Source organism: Bilophila wadsworthia ATCC 49260 (assembly GCF_000701705.1).
Classification (GTDB): Bacteria; Desulfobacterota; Desulfovibrionia; order Desulfovibrionales; family Desulfovibrionaceae; genus Bilophila; species Bilophila wadsworthia.
Genome location: NZ_JNJP01000003.1, coordinates 129,855 through 151,532 on the forward strand (window position 1 = coordinate 129,855; position 21,678 = coordinate 151,532).

Consider the following 21,678-nt stretch of genomic DNA (forward strand, 5'->3'; position numbering starts at 1 on the left):
TCATCATCCCCTGCTTACAGGCCCAGATCGCCCATGCCGGAGGTCTGGTCGGAGCCGAACAGCGTGGCCGAGCCGGAACCGAGAAGTTCTCCAAGACCGAGCGCCAACGCACCGATAACCACTTTGGTCAGGCCACCGGCATAGGTGCTTTGTCCCTGATTTTTCGTGGCCTTATACATGTCAAGAAAATTTGTTATGTAATATGTTGATATTTTTTGTAGAAAAATAAATTTACAAAAAAATACCCCGGCAATTACCCCAAAAAAATTTGGATATTGTCGGGTGTTAAAACATGGCTTTGGATAATAATCGTATGAGGGAGAGGGAAGGCAGAGGGAAAAAGATGCCAATATTGCGCTAATCAGCGAAGCAGACTATAAATTCTTTCGCACGGCTACCCTCTGGCCTATGCGTCGGCACGGCGCAAACGGAAAGAGGAGGGTGCCGCCATGCGGAGACTTGTTTTAGTACTGCTTGTCGCCTTGGCCTTTGTCCTCGACCATTCCTGCTACGATTGACAAGTATGTTCATGCCGAAAAAACAGGACTCAGTTCTCTGCCACAGGGTGCGGATACCTCTCAAACAGCTTCGCCACAACTTCAGTCTCGGTCATATCCGCAGGGAAGCCGTAGAGCTTCATCACTTCTCTGTCGAGTTTCTAGTGGGTCTTGAGCAGTTCCCGCGGCATAGTCGATCGTAGAAGTCGGCTAGGAAAATGTTTCGATTTTTGCCTTTTCCTTGTCGTCCGCCTACGGCCACGGGAAATTGTTGTATCCAATGGAAACAGAATATTGAAAATGCTAAAATACAATTTAAGGAATCCTAATGAGTTCTAGCATCCCCTTTGTCAACGGGCAAAAAGTTGTTGATAAGAATCATCCTAGTGATATTGCTGTATATACGGGGAAAAATCGTCGTACAGGTACCATCATGATGGTTCAGCTTCTTTTTCCAAATGGACTTACCAAATATAGGCCTGTCAGTCAGATTCTAGCAGTTGATGAAGAAACTCTTGAAGATCCTTTTGATCTTCTCGAAAAAGGAAGATTTGAAGGTATATCTCATTTACGTCAATGCATTACCTATGAAAAACTAAAAGGGAGTTTACATGATATTATATATTCAATGGAGGCTGCTCAAATAGATTTTTATCCTTATCAATATAAGCCTGTAATAAAATTTATCAATTCACCGTCAGAAAGATTGCTTCTTGCAGATGAGGTAGGCCTTGGTAAAACAATCGAGGCAATATTAATTTGGCTTGAGATGCAGGCAAGATATCAGGCTAAACGTCTCTTAATTATCTGTCCTAAAAGTCTCTCTACAAAGTGGAAAACTGAACTTGAGGAAAAATTTTTTATAGATGCAAAAATAGTTAATTTTGATGAACTGAATAATGAGATTACCAATACGAAAAAATACGGACAGAGGTATTCGTTTGCTCTTATTGGTACATATACAGGGCTAAGACCCCCTAAAGATCTGCAAAATGAGCTGAGGATTCCTTTGGATCAAAAAATAAGTGCATCTCCAAAAATTCAGTTACTTCGAGAGATTCGTTTTTGGGAAGAAGATTTTTATCCGTTTGATCTCGTTATTTTTGATGAAGCCCACTACATGAGAAATTCTTCAACGACGACATTTTCACTTGGAGAATGTCTATCTGCATCTGCACGTGGCGTTTTGTGCGTTTCTGCAACGCCCGTAAATAATAGAAATACAGATTTACACAGCTTGTTACGATTAATAGACGAAGATTTTTTTGCAACACAATATAGTTTTGATATGTTGTTAGAGTCAAATAGGCCGACTGTACTTACAGGAAATGCGCTTGGACGCCATCCTATAGACAAAGAAGCTCTTTTTAATTCTCTGGAAAAAATGAGGTATACTCCAGTTGTTGACTCACCATACTTTAAAAGATTTCTTGAATATATAATTGAACTTGAAAAAAAACATTTTTCTGATGCAACATTAATATCAAAATGCCAAGATCTTATAGAAAAAATGAATACCCTTGGCACATATATTAATAGAACTCGACGAGTGCAGGTACAAGAGAAGCGTCCAATACGCGTCCCAAGAGTGATTGATTTGTCGTATACACAAGAGGAAATGGCTTTATATCAAGTAATTTTGACAGCTGTTAAGGCATATTGTGCAAAACATAATACAGAGTTTCATATTTTTCGTGTTATGACTTGGCAGTTAATGGCAGCAAGCTGCTTACCTGCGTTTGTAGAGAAGATGAAACAATCTTCTATAGAAACTTATGGATCTATTTTAACAGAAGCATTTGGGGACGATAATTTAGTAAGTGAACATTTAGAAACATTTAATGACTTTATTCCAAATATAACACAACTTCTTCAGTATGACTTTATTAAAAATGACTCAAAGTTTAAACGTCTTCTACAGTTGATAAAAACAGAAAAAAATGAAAAAATAATTATATTTTCATTCTATAGAGGGACATTGCAATATTTAAAAAAACAGCTTTCACTGCAAGGCGAAAAGGTTGCCCTCATACATGGAGGAGTTACTCCAGAAGATCGTTGGAAGGAAATTGAGTTTTTTAGAGATAAATCAGGCGCACGAATTCTTCTTTCTTCAGAGGTCGGTAGCGAAGGTATTGACTTACAGTTCTGTAGAATCGTTGTAAATTATGATTTGCCGTGGAATCCTATGCGTGTTGAACAACGTATCGGTCGAATTGACCGCGTCGGCCAACAGGCGGATCGTCTTTCTATTGTCAGCTTTAAAATAAAAAATACTATTGAGGAACGAATTTTTACACGACTTCATCAAAAACTTGACAAATTCGCAAATAGCCTTGGGGATCTTGATGAAGTTATTGGCTATGAAATAAAGCATTTGACAATGGATTTGCTGAGTAACAATTTAACGGAAGAAGAAGAAAACAGACGTATTGTTCAGACTCAAAAAGCAATAGAAAAACGACAGCTTGATATTCAGTTGCTGGAAGAATCGGGTGAAGGTCTGGTCGCTTTTTCTGATTATGTTCAGAAGAAAATAGAAGAAGATCGTGGTAAAGGGCGTTATATCCAGCCAGTAGAACTTGAATCATATGTTAAAAATTTCTTTGAACGTTACTATTACGGGACTATCATAAATTATAATACTCCTTATCCTGGATGCTTGCAGATTTCACTTTCCGATGATGCACGCGAATCATTCCGAAAATATATTGATGAAGAAAGGACTGTTGTCTCTACATATTTACGCCAAAAAACTTTTACTATAACTTTTAATCGTGAGATTATAGAAAGTGTACGAAAAAAGAATATTAATTTTATTAATCATATGTCTCCATTTATTCGGTGGATAACAAAAGAGAATGTTGATAATGCTTATAATACATACAGAGTGTATGCATTACAGTCAAAAACAAATAAAATTACTTATGGTACATACTTATTCAGAGTTGAAAAACTTAAAATGAAAGGTGTTGTAGACAGAGAGATTCTAAAATATGGATTGATATCTCTATCAAGTGGAATGTGTCTTCCCTCTTCTGAGTCTGAAGAGGTTGTCCAAGATATGCTCAGATGCGGAATTGATTGGACTTATAAAGAGTATAACAAGGACTGCCTTGGTGAATGCTATACTAAGCTAGAGGAATTCCTGTATACTCAAATAGATCATGATATAGCTGAATTTGGAATAGAAAATGAGAATATCGTGCAGATAAAGATTCATCGGCGGGAGAGCCTATTCGATCGAAAAATAGCACAAAGTAAAAGTAGGCTGGAGTCTCTTATAGCAAATAAACGTAAAGAAAATGTTATAAGGATGACACAGGCCACTATCGTAAAAAATGAAGAAAAGAAAAAAGAAACTATTAAGTTATTAAATAGTAAAAGAATCGTAGACCCTGAGTTCAATCTTGTTGTCATCGGCTTAGTTAATGTTTTACAGTAGGAGGGCAAGCGATGTCTACTTTTAAAAATATCATAAAATCATTGTTTCCTGGTTTATTAGATACAGATAGACAGCATGAAGAAAAGGAAAGGAATGTTTTTATCCAGAGTAAACCTTCAAAAAAAATTTTTCCTTCAAATGATCAGCGCGATCCTTTTATATTTCAAATAGGATTTGATTTTGGTACATCTTCATCAAAAGTGGTTATTCGTGATATTAATATAGATAAGGCATGGGTATTTCAACATTATGATGCCAAAAAGCTCTCTGCCATTCTTATTCCTAGTGTTGTTTTATTTGATAATGATACGTTTACGATTCATGATAGTATAAATAAGCTTTATCCAAAAAATGGACTCTATCATTTGAAAGTGGCCTTGGAAATGGTCGCACTTAGTAAGCTCGACGCACAAATTCTTCATGAATATGGGAATATTATCGGAAAAAATTGCAAATATTCCCCCTCTGAGATTACTAAAATGGCAACAATATTTTTCTTATCTTTATGGTTAAAGAGAGTCGTGGCTCATATTAAAAACAAATATCCTGCCTATGGAAGTCTGAAAGAAGACCAGATTCGTGTTAATATGGCAATTCCTGTGGAAGATATCTGCGATGAAAATGTGCGTGGACTTTTTCGCTCTATGCTTTCTATCGCTTGGGAGTTGAAATCAGAATCTATCATTGATACTTCAATAAAAATTGATGATCTATATGAATATATCTCTATCATAAGTGATAATAATTGTACTGAAAATGATTTATGTCAAGTTTATCCTGAAGTAAGCGCCAATGTTCAAGCGTTTATCCGTTCTCCAGCATCAAGTCCAGATCAGACAACTATCTATTTTTTTACAGATGTAGGCGCGGGTACAGTTGACCAAAGCGTGTTTACTTTTGCAGGTCGAGAGGAGCGTAAATTGAATTATTTTGCAGGAAAAGTTTTTCCTCATGGTTCACGATCTATTGAATTTCATGCTTGTTGTAAAAATCCTACAATACAAAATTTGGAATATTGGCGTAGGGTAAAAGAAAAAGGAAATGAGAATAAAAATATTATTACAGCAAAGTATAAAGTTTACGATGATGCCTATCGTGATAATCAAAAAACATTGCATGATACTCAGAAATGTCTTCCTGAAGGAAATGGAATAAGTAAGCAGAAAACACTTCAGGAAAAAGTAAAATTTATTTTTAGTGGCGGAGGATTCATATCTTTTCCCTATAAAGATGCTATAATAGATTCATTTAAATACATTACTACATATAACCATGATCCTATCGTAACATCAATGCCTTATCCTGAGGATTTAGAATTGCCTGAAAAATGCAGGAAGTATATTACGAGATTTTATGTTGCGTATGGTTTATCGTTTCTTTTTGATGATTTGGTGATGCACTCATTGCCATCTGAAAATAAAATTTTGTTGGTTAATTCAAAAAATCAAAGATGCTCTTGTGGAGGATTGAATAAAAATTGTATTCGATGCTTAGGAACAGGTATAATTAATTAAGTATCTTGACTAGCTGTGAGGGAAATCTTTGCGCATTTTGAGCATCATTATGTAGATCACATTTTATCTATGATGAATAGAAATTCATATTCTTTTAAATAAAAATAGAATGTGTGTTTCATGTGTCGTGAAAACGTACAAGTTTCGTTTTGGCAATGCCCAAAATTTTTTCCATTGATGTGGGAGTACTTATTGAAAATATTATCTATTGTTAAGCGAAAAATTTCATGTTATCTCATGTGTAGTCCTGAGCTTCGTCGTAACGCTTTTTTTCTTTCATTGTGTTCCGCTTCCTGATTGAATTTCTGAATCTGTTCCGGCGTGGGGTTGACATTGGCAATATCAATATCTCCCGCCGTGCTGAAGGCGTACCAAACCGCCCTGCGGCCGTACTCTATCCGTTCGTCACCGTTCTGTCCTTTGGGGCGGGCGGGGCTGTGTCTGTACAATTCTCCAGCTACATCCTGCCGCGTGTACCCCGCACAGCGCATGTACAGGGCAATGGCCGCATCCAGCCGTGATTCATCCATCTTTTCAGGGAACCGTTGTTTGACCATGTTCCGATAAGCGGCATACGGCGAGGCCAGTGTGCCGACTTTGGAAAACCCGCGTTTCCTGACTTCCACGCCGGGCGCAATCCGTCTGCGGAAACGCCAGAGATTGCCAAAAGGTACGGGCTACGCTTGCCGAGCCAGTGCTTGAACCGCCTGAGCCGTTCCGTTTGTTCCGGCTGAGGCTGCCTGTCCCACAGCGCTGTTTTTTCTTCCTGTTCCTGCTCTTTCAGGAAATGCCGGGCAATGTTCAATATGGAAAGCCCGTGCGGAGCAAGACGGGCTGTGGCCGTTTCCCGGCGCTCCCGCTGCCGCCGTTCCAGCTCTTTCCGTTCTTCCTCCCGTTTCTTTCTGGCGTGATGTTTCTCTTCGGCCAATCTCTGTCGCTCCTTCTGATACTCCAGCCATTCCGCACGGCAAACGTGACTGGCCGGCTCCGGAGCGGGCTTGTTGAATGTCCGTTCGGAGTAGTAGCCGGGCTTGAACTCTCCGAGCCTTTTGCATAGTTTGGACAAGCCGAAATTTCTGTCCATACTGGACGCCTTGATCGCCCTGTCCCCAACGAAAATCACCGCGCCGGAGCCTTTGCGGACGAAACGCAGGCCGACGGCGTCCAGGCCGGCGTGAAGCTCTTCCCAGCATGAGGCGTTCTGAATGACGGCATGGCCGCGTTCCTGGGCTATGCGCTGTGCGGACTTTTCGCCGGTGGCGCTTTCAAAATCTTCCGCCCTGGGCCTGGGTTTTATCTGCGTCCGCCGCTGGAGATTTTTAACCACATACCCCTGTTCGTTGACGCGATAGCGGGCATTGAGCTGCGGCGCCCACCCTTGCCTGTGTTCGATTTCGGCAATAATCTTGTGCGCTGCGTCGATGTCGAACCCCCTGTGCGGCTGGATGACTTTCTGCGTGTAGGGATGCGTCCGATTTACGACAATGTGCATATGATAGTTGCCCGTGTTTTTGTGCAGGGCGTAGAAAGTCTGGTGTTCAGCAAGCCCCATTCCCCGGAGAAAAAGACTGACCGCCTCGTCCACCTGTTCACGAGTGGGCTGCTCGTTTTCCTGCCATGACAGAGTCCAGTGTGTGACCGGCATCCGGCTTTGAATGGATTCCTCGGCAACAGAAATCATCTCCTTTTTCTGGGCGGCAACAGTCGTGGTCAGGAAATTTCTGCTCCCGGCCAAAGCGAGTTTCTCTTTTCCCACTTCATCGTGAGAAGCAAGGATGTAGTCCACCAGACCGCCTATCATGGCGGCCTTGGACTTTTTGAAACTGGTACGCTTGAGCTTTTTGACAATCATCGTTTCTCGCTCAGGACTTCGATGGCTCGCCGGATTTGCCGCAGAGCGGTGTCCAGCTCCGCGAGAGTGTCCACACTTCCCGTCCGTTTCACCACATCGAAATGATGTTTGAGCAGGCCCCCAAGCCGCCGCAGTTCCCGGATACTTTGGTCGTCCGTTCTGGCGATGATGGGCCTGCCGCCGAAGAACAGCCGCCGTATGTATTCGGAAACGGAGATTCCGGCTGTCGCGGCCTGCCGGTTCAATCTTTCGTCTTCCTCGGCGGAAAGCCTGAGCGTCCGCCGTCTCTGAAATCTGGTTGTCGCCTTCCGTTTTTCCATCTGCCTTTCCTGCCTTTTTGAGAGCGTGAGAAGCGAAGCGCCGAACGCTCTGGGGAGTCCAGAGGGCGTCAGTCCTTTGGCAGGGTGGGGTTGTGTGTAGCACAACCCCCATCCTGCTACGAAGAACCCGCCTCGTCTTTGGAAACAGACGCTCATTGCCTTGGCGGAAGTATTGGCTGTGCTGCTTTTCTGATTTTGACGTAAGCATAGCGGGAAAATTGTATGGATTGCCAGAGAAAAATTGAAAAGGGTGTATGGATTGATCCGCTCATACCAGATCAATTTTTTTGCCATACTGGAGGAAAGACAAGACACAGCCCCGCCCGATACCGGTGGGGAAAACGATGAAAGCGGGACGGGGGCGCGTTATGAAGTGGTAGAAAGGAAGCGGCGCGGTCAAGGTTCATGCCTTGGCCGCGCCGCATTTTGGGGATGGGTCGGATGGACTGTTCATATCAGTCCCGAGCCCCGTTGTTTTCTCCCTGAGTATCCTGCTGGGAAAGTTGCCGCACGAGGGCGGCGATGTCGGAGGCCCGCCATGCGCTGGTGCGCGGCCCCAGCTTTATCGGCTTGGGGAAACGTCCGTCCTTGCAGCCCTGCCACCATGCGCTTTTGCATACAGGGATAAGTTCAAGAACCTGCGGTAGACGCAGGAAAGATTCTTCCGCCAATTTTTTCATATGGTGTCTCCTGTTGTTGTGAAAGGAAATATCGTTGACCTATTCAAGTTCGGCCTCCTGCCGCGCTTTTGCTCTCAGGCCGTCCAGATAGTCGGCCCATTCCTGGAGCATACGACGGCGTTCCGGCAGGTATTCAGCCCGGTTGTAAATCCCGCGTATCTGCTCCGTAGGGGCATGGGCAAGCTGGCGTTCAATCCAGTCCCGGTTGTAGCCGAGTTCATTCAGCAGGGTGGAGGCCATAGCGCGGAAACCGTGCGGACACATTTCATCCTCTTCAAATCCCATGCGGCGTATGGCCCTGCTGAGGGCTGTTTTTCCGAATGGAATTGCTTCGGAACGGTAGCTGGGGAAGACGTACTGGTTGCCGCCGGAATACGCCCGCAGTTTTTCCAGAACGGTCAATGTCTGTCTGCTGAGAGGAACAAGGTGGTCGCGCCGCATTTTCATGCGTTCCGCCGGGATGCGCCAAAGCTTGTCCTCAAAATCGAACTCCTGCCATTCCGCGCAACGAATTTCGGTTGTCCGGCAAAAGGTAAGCGCCATGAGCTGCAAGGCGCTTTTGACGACCAGTGAACCCTGATAGTTGTAGATGGCGTGCATCAGACGACCGACCTTCTCAGGCGTCGTCAGGGCCGGACGGTGTTTTTTTACATGGGGCATGAGAGCACCCCGCAAGTCCGCTGCCGGATCACGTTCCGCGCGGCCTGTGGCAATGGCGTAGCGCATGATGCAGGAACAGTGATTCTTGAGAGCATGGGCAGTACCTATGATGCCGCGAGCCTCAACTTTTCGCAGAAGCGTCAAAAGTTCGGGCGCGGTTATGGCGTTGACGGGTCTGGAACCGATAAACGGGAAAATATTCCGCTTCAGCCTTCGATAGGTTGTGTCTGCATAGTTTGGCGACCATTTGGTTTTCTGGCGTTCGATCCACTCCATCGCCACCAGCTCAAAAGTATTCTGCGCAAGCTGTTTGTCCTGCTTTCGCTGAGCGGACGGGTCAATGCCATTTTCAAGCGTCTTTCTGGCGTCGGCTGCCTTTTCCCTTGCCTCTTTCAGGGAGGTTGAGGGATACGAGCCGAGGGAAATCAGCTTTTCCTTTCCCAGAAAGTGGTATTTCAGCCGCCAGCTCTTTGTGCCGCTCGGCGTTATGAGCAGGTACAGCCCTTTGCCGTCAAAGAGTTTTTGTGCCTTTTCAGCGGGTTTCGCGGCGCGGATAGCGGTGTCGGTCAGGGGCATGGGGTAATCCTCCTTTGTGGTTTTTCTTACCCCGATGCGTACCCCAAAATTGGGGGTATGTCTATGTACGTTTTCAAATTTCATTGGATGCTAAAATAAAATTTTATTCAATAATAGCAATATATTTTGTACAAATTTGGATGATATTTGACACTATGAGGCTTTGTACATGTCCACACAACCCCACACGCCCATGCCCGCTCCGGCGGCATAGCCCGCCATTGTGATGCCCCTGGCGACACCCTTGGAGTTGTCGGCAATGTTCTGGCCGATTTCTCCGAAGGTGACAGCGGCATGGACTATTTCGGGTGCGAACAGCCAGACGGCGGCCATGCCCATGCAGGCGACGGTGAAGCGGACGGGAGAAACGGAAAACGTATTCTTGATGGTGTTCATGGTGTTTCCTTCAGCCAATAATTCTGGCTATATATGTTTGCACATCCCCTCCTATGGTGGCTCCGATGCCGCGCAGGAAGGTGACGAGGTTGACGGCGATGATTCCGCCGAACAGATGGACGAGGCCCCGGCTGAGGTTCATGGGCTGATTGGGCGTGTCGCGCATGAGGCACAGCCCCCGCGCAATGCCGATGAGGCCCACCGTGGCGATGGCGTACACCGCGAACTGGATGTAGACGGAACCGGGCGAAGACGGCGGGCTGTAGCTCAACGACTGCTCCGAGCTTTGGTTGAATACCGTCATGGACAGGGAATCCATGAGCGCGGGCAGATTGAGCAGCAAAACCGCGCAGACGAATGTCCAGACCGCTGTGGAGCGGTTGAAGCGATGCTTGTGGCTGATGGCCTGTCCAAGCGAAACCACGGCGAAGGCGACGCCCACCAGATAGGCCAGCCGGACAAGCACGGGCCACCATTGCTGCAAGTGCGGGATGACGTTGGCGACGTAATTGTCCATGTCATCACCTGCCCTTGACGTTCAGGATGAGAACGCCCACGGGAGTGCCGCTTTCCAGTCGGACGGTCGGCGGACGGTCAAAGCCCTTTTCAAAGATTTTCCCGGCCTTTTCGCCTACTTTCCCGGCGGCTATCCATGCCTGGTCTTCCACGCTGTATTCGTTCCAGACCATTTGATCCGTGGTGTCATTGCCGTAGCCGTAGATGGTGCTTTGCGCGCCGCTGTAGCGTTTGGCGCTTCCCAATCCTTCAAGGAAGGCGGACGCGACAAGCCCGCCCCAGCGGCTGAAAAAGTGGGTATCCACGGAGCTGGCGACCGAGGCTTCCGAAGTGGACGGATCAACGGCATAGGCTTCAAGCTGGACGGTCTCGCCGGAAGGCAGCACGGCCCGGTTGAAGGCCAGCACAAGGCGTTCGTCATGACGCTGGAAGCCGCCCATCAGCCGCGCGTTGCGGTATGCGCCGGATGTGACTGTCGCCAGCACGGCGGACGGCACATCCGAGTTTACGCCCACATCCACAATGGCATAGAGCAGATCGCCCGGCTTGAGCGTCACGGCGGGAAGCGTGTTCCCTGACTGCGTTGTCTCTGACGTTGCCGCAACAGGCGCGGCAGCATGTGCTGCTTCCTTTGAAAAGTCGCGCAGATAGACTATCCGACCTTCACCCACGGCAACGGCGGACAGTTTCGTATCCAAGGCCGCCAAATCATCCATCATGCGCTTGAGCATGGTATTGTCCGTGCGCGGCATCTGGACGGGCGCGGTACGCACCGGCGCGACCGGCGGCGGGGCCGGGGGCGTGTCTTCCTTTTTTCTCACCACGGGTTTCCGTTGCCCCACAGGCGTGGGCACAAAACTTTCACCCGTTTTGAGAGCTTCATTGGCCTGTCGCGTGTCGTGCTCCTTCAGCTTCTGATTGTATTCTTCCGAGCCTTCGCCTCCCGCCTTGCCGCTGATGGCGTCCGTCCTTGCCGAAGTCAGGCTGGCTGTGGCGGACGGTTTTTCCGGGGAGAACAGGAAAAAGGACGCGAGAAGTATGGAGACGGCGAGCGCAACCCCCAGAAGGCTGAACAGGATGAGTCGCCGCTTTTTTTCCGTGCTTGTCATATCGCTCATGGCATTCCCTCATCTGGAAGGCTTCAGGAGAAGCGTCTGAATCTGTCCGTTTCTGGAGAGCATGATCCTCGATGTAACCGGGACTTCGTAACATCTGGTATTGCCCGCGCCGTTGACCACTGCTGTCCAGGCGGGCCACATCAGGCTGTGGACGGTTCTGACGTAGTGCTTGCCGTTGTGACTCCAGACAAGCACGTCATCAGCCCCCGGCTCCACGCGGACGCGCCGGGCATCTTTCGGCGGAACGCGGTCAAGGAACGCCAGCATGGCGGAATCCGCCGTTTCCTTGATGTCCTTGATAATCGAGAGGGCGGCTTTCGGGCCGTGATGGGCAAGTTGAAACAGCACCAGCGCATCCGCCTTGCGCTCCGGCGCACGCACGGAATCCGATTCCAGCCGGACGACCAGCGGCATGTCCCGGCCTTCCAGCGTCACCACAATGGTTGATGTGGCGTAGCCCTGAGTGGGCATGACGTTGAGCAGGTTTCCGTCCGGCAGTTCCGGGCGCAGCACCTGAAAGAAGGACGGCCCGCCGTTGGTTACGGAGGTGATGGGCCAGGGCTGGCCCGTGGAATCGTGGAAGACCAGGGACGTGGCGATATTGGCCGTGGTAAACACAGGCACGGGAGAACGGCCCGGCTCCAGCGTCACGCGCACCGTGCGCGTGTTCAATGCCGGAGACACGGGCAGCAGGGCGCGGTCACGCTCGTCCGAGCGCGAGCGGTATTCCTGTATCTGGTTCTCATCCAGCGGCATCATCTGCCGCAGACTCTCTTCAAACAGGGCTTGCGCGTCCCGCGCTTTTTTGTCCGCCGGGTTCTGGGCGGTTTTCTTTTCCGTCTGTCCGAGAACGGTGTTGTGTTTTTCGGGCGGCGTGGCGGGCATGTCGTCCGCAAACGCCGGTCGTCCGGCAAGGACGGTCAAGGCCAGAAGGCAGCATATTTTTAGCTTCACGGTAATCCTCTATGTACAAGCGGTTATGGGAAAATCAGGCGCTTTGAAGGCGTTTCCCGTGCGGAACGCCGCGCCCATGCCTTTCAGGATTTCTCCCACTAAACGACACGGATTTCCGGCATCCTTTCGGTCATTCAGCGGTGTTTCCCGTTGCATCCGGTAGTCGGCGGCCTGACGGCGGCGTTTGTAATCCTGGAGAAATTCGATGATGCCCAGGGCATTTTCTGGTGGAACATCGTCCGCAGATGGCGCACGGTTTTGGGAATGAAGGTGCAGCCAGATGCCGAACGGCATGGCATCATTGACCACGGGCGGAAATTTCGCCGCGAATGCCTCAAACTCAGGCCGCAGCCGTGCCTTGTTCGCGCTCCACGCCTCATGCTGGCGTTGTTCCCGTTCCTCCCGTGCCTGCATTGCCCTCCGCAGGTCTTGAGTGTGTCCCTCGCCTATCTGACCGGAAGGCCGCACCGGATCGAGCCAGCGTTGTCCGCGCAGCCAGTTGCCCATTTGCGGCACAAAGCGCCCCTGTTCGCGTTGCCAGTTTTCCGAAGAGGCAAAGCGTTGAATGGCGGCATGAAGTTCAGGGAGTGACGGAAGCTGGCCGCTTCTCACGAGTTTGAGCCAGGCCATGCGGGCAAAGCCCTTGGCCTCCTTTTTGGGGTACATGGCCCAGACGCTTTCAAAATCGGGAAGAGAAGAAGACACGCCCCCCGCCGCAGGCGTTCTGACCATGCGGCGAACAGGGTTGACCGTCTCTCCGTGCGCATGGGGGGAAAGGGGGGAGTATTTTTCTTTTCTTTGTTTGCTAAGATTGTTTAAGTAGCCAGATTTTGCCTCATGGCAGTCAGCTTCTGACTGCTTGTCCGCAAAATTTGTCACTTGCTTTTTGGTCAGTTCTTCAGGGCGCAGAAGATAGTAAACAGAAGAACGGTATTGCTCCCGTTTGATGGAAATGAGTTTTTCTCTGACAAGCTCGGCAAGGTAGTTTTTGACGCTGCTGATGCTGCATGAAAGTCTTTTGGCAAGCGTTGCCTGTGAAGGCCAGCAATGGTCTTTATCGGCGGCATAGTCACACAAGATCGCGTACATGGTTTTTGCTCCAAACGTAATGGACATTTGCAGAACAAACTGTGGCAGAATTGGGCCGTAAATATTTCCCTTTGGGGCAAACGTCTCCATTTTTTCTTTCTCCCGGCCCGAAAAAAGACAAAAACAGCAGATTCGTTATTGACAACGATGAACCTTACGGTTACTGTTGTTCTTACATTGCATTGGTAAGAACACAGTTCTGCAAGAAGCCGTTGAGTTGCCGCTCGACGGCTTTTTTGTTTTCCTGGGCTTGGCGTTATTTCCTCAATGGAAAGTCCTCTTGAGGCGAGTTGACGGATCGCTCGAACGTGGGCATCACGCATAACCGCAGAGGCAGCGCCGGGAGAGGCTTCCGGCGTCTGCCCGGAGGGTACGGCGCGTTCAGTGGAGGCGCGCGTATGCGTGGAAGGTCGTCTGGAGCCGGGGGAAAGAGGACAGAGCCGTATATGCAAAAAACTCCCGCCGACCATGCGGGAGGCAACATGGTCAAGGGGAGTTCTGTACGGAGAACAAAAAGGAACGCAGCCGAAAAAAATGAAAATTTTTCGGAAAAATTTTTGTTCTCAATAACTACGGTATATTCTTGGGAAAATAGAAGGCGTCTGGCAAAAAACGGATAAAAAAACGGATAATCAACCAGGGAAGAAAGCCGGTAAAACCTGTCGGGATCGGGTTCCGGTATCTTCCTATAAATATAGAAAATTAAAGAGAAATTATCCACATTGGATGTATTAGTCAGATGTGTGAGGGACTCTCTCTCTCTCTCTCTCTCTCTCTCTCTCTCTCTCTCTCTAAATAGCCATATTTTTCAGGAGGGTGCATGATGGACAGCACCCTCCATTACGGTGACTGTCTGGAAGTTCTCCGTACCTTTCCCGACGCCTGCGTCGATCTGATCTACCTTGATCCTCCCTTTAATTCCAACCGGGACTACAACGCGTTCTTCGCACCGCCGAAGGATGGCGGGGCGAGTGCCCAGATCACGGCCTTTGAGGATACGTGGCACTGGGGCGAGCAGGCGCAGCGGGAGTTCGTCGAGTTGTTGCGGAATCCGGAGGGCGGCTCCGTTTCCGATATTCTGGCGGCGTTGAGGCAATTTTTGGGCGACAACGACATGATGGCCTACCTTGTGATGATGGCTAGTCGCCTTGTGGAGCTGCGCCGCGTACTGAAGGACACCGGGAGCCTGTACCTGCACTGTGACCCGACCGCGAGCCACTATCTGAAGATTGTGCTGGACGGGATATTCGGCCCTGTCAACTTTCGTAACGAACTTATATGGAAGCGCTCTCAGCCTAAAAGTCATGTAAAAATTAATTTTCCAACGACGCATGATGTTATTTTGCGGTATGCAAAAACGGATTTGGCACTATTCAACAAGATATACACAGAGTATAATCAGGAATATATAAATAAATTTTATCGCCATAAAGATGCTGATGGCCGTTTGTACCAGCTAGCGGATCTGACGAATCCCAATAGAAACAGGCCCAACCTTACCTATGAATTCCTGGGTGTCACGCGAGTCTGGAGGTGGACAGAGAAGCGGATGCGGGCGGCATATGATGAGGGGCGGATCGCACAGACCGAGCCGGGAAGTGTTCCCCGTTACAAGCGGTATCTGGATGAAATGCAGGGGCAGCCCATTACTGATCTCTGGGACGATATTGAACACCTGCACGGAACCCAGTCGGAATATCTCGGCTACCCCACGCAAAAGCCCGTGGCTCTTCTGGAGCGCATCATCAGGGCCAGCAGCAACCCCGGGGACGTGGTGCTCGATCCGTTCTGCGGTTGCGGTACGGCGATCCATGCGGCCCAAAAGCTCGGACGCAAATGGATAGGCATCGACGTCACGCACCTTGCCATTTCCCTGATCACGCAGCGTATCCGCAAGGCATTCCCGGATTGCGCCTTTCAGGTGTCCGGCGCCCCTAAAGATGTGGACTCGGCCCGATATCTTGCAGAGAGTTCCGGCCTTGAGGGGCGGTACCAGTTCCAATATTGGGCCTTGTCGCTCATTGACGCCTTGCCCGCGCAGGATAAAAAGAAGGGGGCGGACGGCGGGCTTGACGGCTTCATCTGGGCCTATGACGGTCCGAACGCGAAGAAGCCCTTCAAGATCGCCGTGTCTGTGAAGAGTGGAAAAATCCCGGCGAACCATATCCGCGAACTGGCAGGGTTGCTCAACACCAGTAAGGACAATACGCAAATGGCCTTCCTGCTCACGCTGGAGGAACCCAGCCGGAAGATGCGGACGGACGCCCTCGCCGCCGGGCACTACGAGTACCCCAACGGCAAGCGGTTCCAGTGCATCCAGATTCTGACCATCCGGGAACTGCTGGCCGGAGCCAAACCCGACTACTTGGACTACGGGGAGGGCAGAGCCATGAACAAACAAGCTAAACGCGAGGTCAAGCCGGGGCCGAAGCAGGCCAGCCTGATCTGACCATTCTCATCTTGAGTGAAAAAACGGTGTCTCCGGACGCCGTTTTTTTTGTTTGCACAGCGTGCGAGGATTCCGGCGTGGCCTCCGATTTCCGTCCATCATGGCGGGGATCGGAGGTTTTTTTATGGCAGACGGACTTTATCTCGCTGACGGCACGTTCCGGACTTTTTCCATCGAGTCGCTGACCACGGAGCTGGCCACGCGCCAGAACGCGGGGCTGTATCTCGGCGACGTGGGCGGGTGGCTCACGCAGCTCCCCGATCCCGACCCCGTGCTCCGGAAGCGGGCGGAGGATGCCGAAGTGCTCATGGAGCTGGCGGCGGACGATCAGGTGACCACGGCGATGCTGGCCAGAAAGTACCGCGTCCAGAACTGTCAGCACTACTGTTTCCGCCCCGGCGCGCCGGACGGGAAGGACGCGGATGCGAAAGCCCGGCTCGTTCATGAGCGGTTCATGGCGGACTTGGAGCGCACCAACCTGCGCACGATCATCTCATCAATCCTTGATGCGCCGTTTTACGGCATGACGCCGCTGGAGCTGCTCTGGGAGCTTGACGGCGGCTGGTGGCACCTGCGGGACATCGTGGCCCGCCCGTACCACTGGTTCGCCTTCGACCAGCGGAACCGCCCGCTGTTCCGTGGCGCGTATGGCCAATCCTGCGCCGATCCCGTGCCGCTGCCCGAGTCGAAGTTCGTCATCGCCGTCCACCAGCCGACCTATGATAACCCCTACGGCCTGCGCTTGTTGTCCCGCTGCCTCTGGCCGGTCGCCTTCAAGCGCGGCGGGCTCCAGTTTTACGCGAAATTTGTCGAACGGCACGGGATGCCGTGGATCGTCGGCAATGCGCCGCCTCAAGCCAAGGACATGGAAAAGCGCGAGATAGTAGCCGATTTGGCGCGCATGGTGCAGGACTGTGTGGCCGTGATGCCCGCCGGGTCCGACGTGAAGTTCCTTTCCGCAGGGACCACGCAGGCGCAGCTGCATGAGGACTTTCTTGCCCGGCAGGATCGGGCCATCTCCAAAGTCCTGATGGGACAGACCCTCACCATCGAGACGGACGGCAAGAATTCCCTTGCGGCCACGGAAGCGCACAAGGGCGTCGCCGACGACATCGCGGAAGCGGACAAGGTGATGGTTGCCGACGTCTTCAACGAAATCTGTTGGGTATACGCGCGCGTGAATGTCGGGCCGGACGTACTCGCGCCGCTGTTCAGCTACGAGGAGCCGGAAGACCTGCTTTCAAAGGCCGACCTCGATCTCAAGCTCAAGTCCATGGGCGTGAAGTGGCTGCGGCCCCATCTGGAGGGCGACTACGGCCTGAAGCCGGACGAGTTCGATTTGGAGGGCGAAGGCACGCCGGTTGATGAGCTCGCCGCGGACAAGCCGCAACCGGACGAGAAAAAGGACAAGGAGAAGGACGACTCCGCCGAGGACACGGAGGATGCTGAGGACGAGAAGGGTAAAGACGACGCCAAGAAGAAAGGCCCGGACTTTGCCGCGCCCGACGATTTCACCAGTGCCGAAGACGCGCAGGCTCGCCTCGACAAGGCCATTGACGCGCTGCTCCCCGAAGTACTGAAGGCCAGCGCCGAGTTTTGCAGCCAAGTTGAGAATGCCGTGGAATCGGCGAAGAGCTTTGACGAACTCCAGCTTGCCCTTGCCGATTTGCTGGCGGGCAAGGTTGAGGACGACGATCTGGCGAAGCTGATGGAGCGCAGCATGGTCATGGCTGCCGGATTCGGGGCCGCAGCCGGAAAGGAGGACGCCGATGCCGCTTCCTGAGCCGGAAATCCTCGCCAAGCCCGTTCAGCCTGACGCCGCCATCGCCTTCTGGCAGTCCCGCGCCAAGCTCACGGCGACACAGGCCAAGGCGCTCGGCGAAGGGGCGCGCAGCCGGGCCTTTTACGTCACCGGGCTTGCAGAGATGGACATGGTGAACCTTGTCCACGGCGGCATTGCCGAGGCCCTCGAAAACGGCGAGACGCTGGCGGACTTCAAGAAGCGCATTGCCGAGGTCATTGAGCGCGAGGGCTGGAAGGGCCACCGCGTCGAGACCGTCTTTCGCACCAGCATGCAGTCCGCCTATTCCGCCGGACGCTACGCCAAGCAGCGGGCGGTCAAGGAGCTCCTGCCCTACTGGCGGTATGTGACCGTGGGTGATTCCCGCGTGCGGCCTTCCCACGCCATGCTGTCCGGCAAGGTTTTCCCGGCGGATCATCCCTTCTGGGCCGAGAATTACCCGCCCAACGGCTTCAAGTGCCGCTGCGCCGTGCAGGCGCTCTCCAAGGGGCAGGTCAGGCGGCGGGGCCTCAACGTCGAAACCGAGATTCCCGGCGACAGCGTGTGGACCGACCCGAAGACGAGCATGGAGCACCACGTCGCCCGGCCCGGTGCGGATGACGGCTTTCGGAACAATCCGGGCAAGGATTGGCTGGCGGGGCTGTCGCCGCAGGAAGTGCCGTTTGACGCCGGAGAAGATTTAGTCCGGACGGCGCTCTGCCTGCTGCCGCGCACGGATTCGGCGGATTTCGCGGACGCGCAGGTCCGGCGCATCGTCGGGCACGGGCAGGAATGCCTGCCGCCGCTCATCACGCTCGCACCCAAGCACATCCTGCCGGTAAAAAAGGCCGACATCCTGCCTGAAGGCATGACCGAGGAAGCCTATGCTCTGGCGTTCCTCAAGGAATTCGGCCTGAAGTCGCTGGACGACAGCACGCTGTTCCGGCTGCCGTGGCTGCGGACGCCGCTACTTATCAGTAAGAGCCTTCTGTTTAAGAAGGATAAGAACCAGAATTTGATAGGACTTAAGGCGAATAAGGAAGGGCGTGGCCCCGTAATGCGTTTGTTGGCCCGGACTATCAAGAATCCGTATGAAGTCTGGCAGGTTCCGATGAAGTTGTCAGGAAAGCCGTATGTCACCCTCCGTTTTATACGCCTTTTCAGGACAGAAGGCGATGAAACCTTTGGCGGTTACTCGGCCTTCAATTGGATAGGTGGGCGCTACTGGTCCGGAGCTACCGTGTTCAAAGCGAAGGCTACCCTCGAAAAGGCTGCAACCTACCTTGAACAGCAACGCAATGGGATTTTGCTTTTTCGAGAGGGGGGAGGAGGCGTGCTCTCAAGATGAGAAAAGCGCCGGTGGAGACAGGCCCCGGCGCAGACGACATCCTTGTTGCGACCCCAGCCTGTTCTGGGCTCAGGATACGCCGCCTTTGTCAAAACAGATTACCCATCAACCTTTAAGGAGTCAACATGGATAAGACATTTCGTCTCGCCATCGCCCGCACGGGGCATTTCACTGATTCGCAGGGCCGTCCGCAGAGTTTTTCCGAAGCCGACCTTGACGCCATCGCCACCAGCTACAATCCGAAGAACCGCGAAGCGCCGCTCGTCTTCGGCCACCCGGCAGTGAGCGATCCGGCCTTCGGCTGGGTCAAGTCCGTCCATCGGGAGGGGAAAAATTTGTTTGCACAGATTGCGCAGATTCCGGACGCGGTGCGCCAGCTGGTGCAGGATGGGCGTTATAAATACGTGTCCATGTCCCTCATGCCCGACCGCAAGACACTCCGGCATGTCGGGCTGCTCGGAGCCGCCGTCCCCGCCATCGACGGGCTCGGGCCGGTCTCCCTGTCCGGGGGCAATGATGCGGTCACCATTAACTTTGCACAAGGAGACGGCACTATGACCGTAGAAGAGCTTCAGGCTCAGGTAAAGGCGCTCACGACCGAGCGGGACGATCTGAAAGGCAAGCTGGAAGCGGAAAAAAGCGCTGCAGCCAAAACGGCCAGCGACTTTGCCGCGTACAAAAACGGCATTGAGGTCAAGGCCCGCGAAGCCCGCATAGATGCGCTGGTCAAGTCCGGCAGGGTGAAGCCCGCCGACCGCGCCTATCATCTGAACTTCGCGGCGTCGCTCGCCGGGGTGGAGGTCACGTTCGACTTTGCGGCCCCCGATGGCACGGTCGAAAAGCTCTCCGCCGAGGAGCGCTATTTTCGCGAGCTTGAAGCCCGCGAACCGCTGTCCGTCGTGATGGATTTTTCCGCAGGCGTCACGCCAGCGCATGTTTCCGGCCCGGCGGTTCCCGCCTACGAGACCGCCGACTACACCGCCAAGCTCTAGGAGGACGACATGGCTGCTGAAGGAAAACTCGGCGGATACAAGATTTCCGGCGAACGCGCCGGGACGGACGAGCATCCGCTTATCCGCAAGTATCTGCCCATTGATACGACCGTGGTGACCGCCGTGCTCGAACCCGGCGTGTTGCTGAAAGAGGTCGAGGTGAAGGGCACGGGCGATCAGAGCGCCGTTGTTATCGAGCACGCCTACGTTCCGTGGGCGGAGACGGACACGGTCAGCCCCTGCGCCGTGGTCGACGACCGGTTTGACCCCGAGTCCGAGACCAGCGCGATCTGCATCGTGCACGGCTGCGTGAAGACGCGGGTCCTGAAAGTCGGCGCGACCGGCAGCACGGCTCCCGGCATCCTCGCGCTCACCAAACTCATGCACAACGGCATCTTTGCCGCGTAAGGAATCGATATGCTTGCTAATTTGAAAAATATCTTCAATCCGTCCGCCGTGGTGCAGTCGCTGAAGCCGCTGCCGCCCTTGAAGTCCACGGTCATGGATACCTTTTTCACCAACCGTCCGGCGCACCCTCTGCCAGTGCTCGGCATCAGCGAGTTGAGCCGCGTTGTCGAAACCGTGCCCATGGTACGACGCAACGGCATGCCCGTTGCGCTCGGCGGCGAAGAATTCGAGACGCAGTATTTCGCCCCGTTGCCGATCAAGGTGAAGCTCTCTGTGACGGCTTCGGAGCTCAACGATCTGCGGGTGATCATGAACAACTCGCAGGCCGTGGAAGCGTGGCGCGCCGCGAAGCTCGACCAGATCCGCCGGACGATCCGGCTGACGACCGAAGGCATGAGCGCCACCGTGCTCACCACCGGCAAGGTCGCGTGGCCCGTGCAGCTCGAAGGCGGGCGTTCCGAAGCCTTCAGCTTCGACTACGGCTCTCCGCTGTCGCACACGCTGACCACCAAGCTCTCGGCATCCAGCAAGATTTCCGACCTCTACGACATCCTCGTGGATATGGAGGAAAAGGTGCGGATGGCGGGCGTCGGCAGCAATGTCGGCTTCTGGTGCGGTCGGGCCGTCTTCAAGACGATCATGGACATGGCGCAGGGCTACCTCTCCACCGCCAACATGCAGACCATCCGTATCGAGCTGGGTGCCGGAAAAATCACCATCGGCGGCTACGTCATCACGTCGCTGTCCGAAACCTACCCCGATCCGGTGTCCGGCGAGTGGGTGCCGAAGCTCAACGCCAAAACGCTCATGGCCGTGGCCACCGACGTGCCGGGAACGATCTGGTACTGCGCGCTCGACAGCATCAGCGCGAACAACGCGGCGCTGCCCCTGCACATCATCCCCATCCAGTCGCAGGACGACTCCGGCTACACGCTCATCGCGCAGTCGAAGCCCGTGCCCGGGCGCTCGCCGAAATCGGTGTGTCTCTGCACCGCAGTGGCCTGATCCGAAAAAACGCCGTTTCCGGCCCTTGAAAGGGCCGGGGCGGACAACGAGCCGGGCTGAATATTAAGACTAGTCTTAG

At 52.3% G+C, this 21,678-nt stretch carries 19 protein-coding genes; 8 read left to right on the forward strand and 11 right to left on the reverse strand.

Annotated features, from left to right (window positions below; translation table 11 throughout):
- Positions 1 to 14: 14 nt before the first annotated feature.
- Complete coding sequence (locus T370_RS24770) at positions 15 to 179, reverse strand: hypothetical protein (protein ID WP_156034317.1); 165 nt, start codon at positions 177 to 179, stop codon at positions 15 to 17.
- Positions 180 to 825: 646 nt separating this feature from the next.
- Between T370_RS24770 and T370_RS24065 the strand changes: the two genes are divergently transcribed.
- Together T370_RS24065 and T370_RS24775 are read left to right on the forward strand one after the other, a co-directional pair.
- Positions 826 to 3,942, forward strand: a complete 3,117-nt coding sequence (locus T370_RS24065) for a DEAD/DEAH box helicase (RefSeq protein WP_081847461.1) — start codon at positions 826 to 828, stop codon at positions 3,940 to 3,942.
- Positions 3,943 to 3,953: 11 nt separating this feature from the next.
- Complete coding sequence (locus tag T370_RS24775; protein WP_156034318.1) at positions 3,954 to 5,456, forward strand: hypothetical protein; 1,503 nt, start codon at positions 3,954 to 3,956, stop codon at positions 5,454 to 5,456.
- A gap of 230 nt (positions 5,457 to 5,686) precedes the next feature.
- Here the strand turns inward: T370_RS24775 and T370_RS26235 are convergent, their stop codons facing one another.
- From T370_RS26235 to T370_RS0102715, 10 genes are all read right to left on the reverse strand, one after another.
- Positions 5,687 to 6,013: a hypothetical protein gene (locus tag T370_RS26235; RefSeq protein WP_428829475.1), complete on the reverse strand. Its 327-nt coding sequence runs from the start codon at positions 6,011 to 6,013 to the stop codon at positions 5,687 to 5,689.
- A complete protein-coding gene (locus tag T370_RS0102675; RefSeq protein WP_051643715.1) occupies positions 5,914 to 7,308 on the reverse strand; it encodes a relaxase/mobilization nuclease domain-containing protein in 1,395 nt (464 codons plus the stop codon). The genes T370_RS26235 and T370_RS0102675 overlap by 100 nt, the downstream gene beginning before the upstream one ends.
- Positions 7,305 to 7,628, reverse strand: coding sequence for a plasmid mobilization protein (locus T370_RS0102680; RefSeq protein ID WP_029434650.1), 324 nt, complete (start codon positions 7,626 to 7,628; stop codon positions 7,305 to 7,307). The genes T370_RS0102675 and T370_RS0102680 overlap by 4 nt, the downstream gene beginning before the upstream one ends.
- 455 nt (positions 7,629 to 8,083) lie before the next feature.
- Complete coding sequence (locus tag T370_RS0102685; protein WP_029434651.1) at positions 8,084 to 8,308, reverse strand: helix-turn-helix transcriptional regulator; 225 nt, start codon at positions 8,306 to 8,308, stop codon at positions 8,084 to 8,086.
- Between the two features lie 39 nt (positions 8,309 to 8,347).
- Positions 8,348 to 9,544, reverse strand: coding sequence for a tyrosine-type recombinase/integrase (locus tag T370_RS0102690; RefSeq protein WP_029434652.1), 1,197 nt, complete (start codon positions 9,542 to 9,544; stop codon positions 8,348 to 8,350).
- Positions 9,545 to 9,697: 153 nt separating this feature from the next.
- Complete coding sequence (locus T370_RS0102695; RefSeq protein ID WP_029434653.1) at positions 9,698 to 9,940, reverse strand: hypothetical protein; 243 nt, start codon at positions 9,938 to 9,940, stop codon at positions 9,698 to 9,700.
- Between the two features lie 10 nt (positions 9,941 to 9,950).
- Entirely contained in the window at positions 9,951 to 10,457 is a 507-nt protein-coding gene (locus T370_RS0102700) for a hypothetical protein (protein ID WP_029434654.1), read from the reverse strand.
- A gap of 4 nt (positions 10,458 to 10,461) precedes the next feature.
- Positions 10,462 to 11,574 (reverse strand): DotG/IcmE/VirB10 family type IV secretion system protein, encoded by a 1,113-nt coding sequence (locus T370_RS0102705; RefSeq protein ID WP_029434655.1) that lies wholly within the window; start codon positions 11,572 to 11,574, stop codon positions 10,462 to 10,464.
- Positions 11,575 to 11,583: 9 nt separating this feature from the next.
- Positions 11,584 to 12,528, reverse strand: a complete 945-nt coding sequence (locus T370_RS0102710) for a DotH/IcmK family type IV secretion protein (protein WP_029434656.1) — start codon at positions 12,526 to 12,528, stop codon at positions 11,584 to 11,586.
- 9 nt (positions 12,529 to 12,537) lie between these two features.
- Positions 12,538 to 13,707: a helix-turn-helix domain-containing protein gene (locus tag T370_RS0102715; protein WP_081847462.1), complete on the reverse strand. Its 1,170-nt coding sequence runs from the start codon at positions 13,705 to 13,707 to the stop codon at positions 12,538 to 12,540.
- Between the two features lie 730 nt (positions 13,708 to 14,437).
- Between T370_RS0102715 and T370_RS26050 the strand changes: the two genes are divergently transcribed.
- From T370_RS26050 to T370_RS0102745, 6 genes are all read left to right on the forward strand, one after another.
- Complete coding sequence (locus T370_RS26050) at positions 14,438 to 16,066, forward strand: site-specific DNA-methyltransferase (RefSeq protein ID WP_211250454.1); 1,629 nt, start codon at positions 14,438 to 14,440, stop codon at positions 16,064 to 16,066.
- Between the two features lie 124 nt (positions 16,067 to 16,190).
- On the forward strand, positions 16,191 to 17,849 hold the full coding sequence (locus T370_RS0102725) for a phage portal protein family protein (RefSeq protein ID WP_029434659.1): 1,659 nt from the start codon (positions 16,191 to 16,193) through the stop codon (positions 17,847 to 17,849).
- A complete protein-coding gene (locus tag T370_RS0102730) occupies positions 17,836 to 19,194 on the forward strand; it encodes a phage minor head protein (protein ID WP_029434660.1) in 1,359 nt (452 codons plus the stop codon). Before T370_RS0102725 ends, T370_RS0102730 begins: the two co-directional genes overlap by 14 nt.
- Before the next feature lie 125 nt (positions 19,195 to 19,319).
- The gene (locus tag T370_RS0102735) at positions 19,320 to 20,186 is read left to right on the forward strand and encodes a phage protease (RefSeq protein ID WP_029434661.1); all 867 of its coding nucleotides are present in this window, start codon (positions 19,320 to 19,322) and stop codon (positions 20,184 to 20,186) included.
- Between the two features lie 9 nt (positions 20,187 to 20,195).
- Complete coding sequence (locus tag T370_RS0102740; protein WP_029434662.1) at positions 20,196 to 20,594, forward strand: hypothetical protein; 399 nt, start codon at positions 20,196 to 20,198, stop codon at positions 20,592 to 20,594.
- A 9-nt stretch (positions 20,595 to 20,603) separates the two neighbouring features.
- The gene (locus T370_RS0102745; RefSeq protein ID WP_029434663.1) at positions 20,604 to 21,599 is read left to right on the forward strand and encodes a major capsid protein; all 996 of its coding nucleotides are present in this window, start codon (positions 20,604 to 20,606) and stop codon (positions 21,597 to 21,599) included.
- Positions 21,600 to 21,678 lie beyond the last annotated feature (79 nt).

Bases quoted from the DNA above. Each gene is read 5' to 3' on its own strand.
- T370_RS24770 (WP_156034317.1), bottom strand. From the start codon at position 179: ATGTATAAGGCCACGAAAAATCAGGGACAAAGCACCTATGCCGGTGGC.
- T370_RS24065 (WP_081847461.1), top strand. From the start codon at position 826: ATGAGTTCTAGCATCCCCTTTGTCAACGGGCAAAAAGTTGTTGATAAG.
- T370_RS24775 (WP_156034318.1), top strand. From the start codon at position 3,954: ATGTCTACTTTTAAAAATATCATAAAATCATTGTTTCCTGGTTTATTA.
- T370_RS26235 (WP_428829475.1), bottom strand. From the start codon at position 6,013: ATGGTCAAACAACGGTTCCCTGAAAAGATGGATGAATCACGGCTGGAT.
- T370_RS0102675 (WP_051643715.1), bottom strand. From the start codon at position 7,308: ATGATTGTCAAAAAGCTCAAGCGTACCAGTTTCAAAAAGTCCAAGGCC.
- T370_RS0102680 (WP_029434650.1), bottom strand. From the start codon at position 7,628: ATGGAAAAACGGAAGGCGACAACCAGATTTCAGAGACGGCGGACGCTC.
- T370_RS0102685 (WP_029434651.1), bottom strand. From the start codon at position 8,308: ATGAAAAAATTGGCGGAAGAATCTTTCCTGCGTCTACCGCAGGTTCTT.
- T370_RS0102690 (WP_029434652.1), bottom strand. From the start codon at position 9,544: ATGCCCCTGACCGACACCGCTATCCGCGCCGCGAAACCCGCTGAAAAG.
- T370_RS0102695 (WP_029434653.1), bottom strand. From the start codon at position 9,940: ATGAACACCATCAAGAATACGTTTTCCGTTTCTCCCGTCCGCTTCACC.
- T370_RS0102700 (WP_029434654.1), bottom strand. From the start codon at position 10,457: ATGGACAATTACGTCGCCAACGTCATCCCGCACTTGCAGCAATGGTGG.
- T370_RS0102705 (WP_029434655.1), bottom strand. From the start codon at position 11,574: ATGAGCGATATGACAAGCACGGAAAAAAAGCGGCGACTCATCCTGTTC.
- T370_RS0102715 (WP_081847462.1), bottom strand. From the start codon at position 13,707: ATGGAGACGTTTGCCCCAAAGGGAAATATTTACGGCCCAATTCTGCCA.
- T370_RS26050 (WP_211250454.1), top strand. From the start codon at position 14,438: ATGATGGACAGCACCCTCCATTACGGTGACTGTCTGGAAGTTCTCCGT.
- T370_RS0102725 (WP_029434659.1), top strand. From the start codon at position 16,191: ATGGCAGACGGACTTTATCTCGCTGACGGCACGTTCCGGACTTTTTCC.
- T370_RS0102730 (WP_029434660.1), top strand. From the start codon at position 17,836: ATGCCGCTTCCTGAGCCGGAAATCCTCGCCAAGCCCGTTCAGCCTGAC.
- T370_RS0102735 (WP_029434661.1), top strand. From the start codon at position 19,320: ATGGATAAGACATTTCGTCTCGCCATCGCCCGCACGGGGCATTTCACT.
- T370_RS0102740 (WP_029434662.1), top strand. From the start codon at position 20,196: ATGGCTGCTGAAGGAAAACTCGGCGGATACAAGATTTCCGGCGAACGC.
- T370_RS0102745 (WP_029434663.1), top strand. From the start codon at position 20,604: ATGCTTGCTAATTTGAAAAATATCTTCAATCCGTCCGCCGTGGTGCAG.